The 2,711-nt window shown below is 46.8% G+C and carries 2 protein-coding genes and 1 pseudogene; all 3 read left to right on the top strand.

What is annotated here, in order from left to right; genetic code table 11:
• Positions 1 to 417, top strand: a pseudogene (locus ACTXGO_RS12165) (glyceraldehyde-3-phosphate dehydrogenase); the annotation flags it as partial.
• 205 nt (positions 418 to 622) lie between these two features.
• The gene (gene cgtA / locus ACTXGO_RS12160) at positions 623 to 1,834 is read left to right on the top strand and encodes an Obg family GTPase CgtA (RefSeq protein WP_317199718.1); all 1,212 of its coding nucleotides are present in this window, start codon (positions 623 to 625) and stop codon (positions 1,832 to 1,834) included.
• Positions 1,835 to 1,914: 80 nt separating this feature from the next.
• Positions 1,915 to 2,711, top strand: a 797-nt coding sequence (gene proB, locus ACTXGO_RS12155; RefSeq protein WP_443574735.1) for a glutamate 5-kinase, incomplete at its 3' end; no start/stop codon positions are given.

Here is a 2,711-nt window from a genome sequence, read left to right as displayed (position 1 = left end):
ATGGTTATGACGAGCACAGGCGCTGCCAAAGCAGTGGGCAAAGCCTTGCCTGAGCTTAGCGGTAAGCTTACAGGTAATGCTATTCGTGTACCCACGCCTAACGTGAGCCTTGCGATATTGAACCTAAATCTCAAAACGGCACCAAAAGACGCTGACGCGCTCAACGCCTACATGCGTAAAATGGCCAATAGCAGTACTTGGCAATCGCAAATCGCATATACTGATTCAACTGAAGCGGTGTCAACAGACTTCGTCGGTACCACTCACGTAGGTATTTTGGATGCGCAAGCGACTATCGTCACTGACAACCATGCTACCGTTTATATCTGGTATGACAATGAAGTCGGTTATAGCACGCAAGTATTGCGCTTAGCGACGCAAATGGCAGGTATTAGCTACAATCACATACCTGCATAAATCAAACCGCTAGTTAGTTAAAGTTTAAGCATCCGATAGTCTGATTGATTATCGGATGTTATTGTTATAAAGCTGAGTCTGTTTTAGCCTTGAGTATGTTATAAATAGCATGATAAAAACACGCGGTGGCAATTTAGCTTTTATGACAACTTAAGCTCAGTAGTAATTTGGCCTAGCCACTCATATGTACCATAAGGATTGAAAAATGCGATTTATTGATGAAGCCGTCGTAACGGTAAAAGCAGGTGACGGTGGTAACGGAATCGCCAGTTTTCGACGTGAAAAATACGTGCCACGCGGCGGTCCTGATGGCGGTGATGGCGGCAGTGGCGGCGATATTTATGTCATCGCCGCTGATAATACTAATACCTTAGTTGATTATCGTTATACTCGCCGTTATGATGCAATGCGCGGCGAAAATGGCCATAGCCGTAACTGTTCAGGCAAAGGCTCTGATGATGTACTGTTGCCTGTCCCTATTGGTACCACTATTATCGATACCGAAACCGATGAAGTTATCGGTGATCTCATTGAGATTGATCAAAAGATACTAGTTGCTAAAGGTGGTGATGGCGGTTTGGGTAATACCCACTTTAAAAGCTCAACCAATCAAGCACCGCGTAAGGCCACATCAGGGTTTGAAGGCGAACTTAAGGTATTAAAGTTTGAGCTGAAAGTTGTCGCTGATGTCGGCTTAGTAGGACTGCCAAACGCAGGCAAGTCCACCTTTATCCGCCAAGTATCAGCGGCCACGCCAAAGGTTGCAGATTATCCCTTTACCACGTTAGTGCCTAATTTGGGAGTGGTCGATATCGGTCGTCATCGCTCATTTGTGATGGCAGATATTCCAGGATTGATCGAGGGCGCATCAGAGGGCGCAGGCCTTGGCATTCGCTTCTTAAAACATGTTGCACGTACGCGCCGATTATTGCATTTAGTAGATATCAAGCCCATCGATGGTAGTGATCCGGTGCAAAACGCTAGAGTTATTCTCACTGAGCTTGAGCGCTTCTCGCCAGAGCTGGCTAATTTGCCGCAAATTTTGGTTTTAAACAAGATAGATCAAGTGGTTGATGAGAGCGAGCTTAATGAGCTATGTACGCACATCGTGGCAGAGCTTGGCTGGACGGGTATTGTGTTTCGCACCTCAACATTGACAGGTGAGGGCGTTGACGCGGTCAAATATCACTTGATGAATGAGATTGAGCGTGAACGTGAACGCGAGTTAGAAGATCCGATATTCGCTGAAGCGCAAAAAGAGAGCTTTGAGCGCTTAGAGGCTGAAGTACGCCGCAATACCGAAGCGCAGCGCGAAGCTTACCGCGCAGCCCGTAAAGCACAGCGCGAGGGCATAGATGCTGATGATAGTAATGACGATGACGATGATTACGATGTTGAAGTCGTTTACGTGCCTTGATACCAGTACACTACTACGCGCATGAACCGACATATTATACGAACAAACCGATACTCACTTATAAATACATAGGAGTTTTTATGGCAGTTGACAACCAGAACACGTCTGAGGAAGCAAGATTTATTCAGCAAACTCGCAACTTCAATATCAAGCGCGTGATTGTCAAGATTGGCTCCTCGTTATTGACCAATAACGGACGCGGACTTGATCGAACTGCTATATATGAGTGGGCAAAACAGATCGCAAAACTGCACAATCAAGGCACAGAAGTACTGCTGGTGTCCTCAGGCGCGGTTGCTGAGGGCGTGGTACGGATGAATTTGGAGGAGCGTCCGAAGAAGCTAGCCGCTCTGCAAGCTTGTGCCTCTATCGGTCAAATGGGTCTGATCGAAACTTGGTGGTCAGCGCTCATTCAACACGGCGTACAGAGCTCACAATTATTATTAACTCATGATGATCTCTCTAATCGCCGCCGTTATCTTAATACGACAGGAGCGCTGACGCAGCTGCTTGAGTGGCGCGTGCTGCCAGTTATTAATGAGAACGATACTATCACTGTAGACGAGATCAAATTTGGTGATAATGATACTTTAGGTGCTATGTCAGCGGCTATGATCAATGCCGATCTTTATATTATTTTGACTGATCAAGAAGGGGTGTTTACGGACAATCCGCGTAATAATCCTAATGCCAAGATGATCCGCCAAGAACGTGCTATGGCAGATTACTTGTTTGATATTGCAGGTGATGGTGGCAAGCTTGGGCGCGGCGGTATGTTGACCAAGATCCGAGCGGGTCGTTTGGCGGCTATGGGCGGTTGTCCAACGGTTATCGTTAGCGGCGCGATCGAAAACGTCATTACTCGCGTGGTATCTGG

Source organism: Psychrobacter sp. T6-1 (assembly GCF_052258445.1).
The sequence above is the reverse complement of the archived record's forward strand: the minus strand, read 5'-3'. Positions and strand labels throughout refer to the sequence as shown.

Coding starts and splice junctions, on each gene's coding strand:
- cgtA (WP_317199718.1), top strand. CDS start 623: ATGCGATTTATTGATGAAGCCGTCGTAACGGTAAAAGCAGGTGACGGT.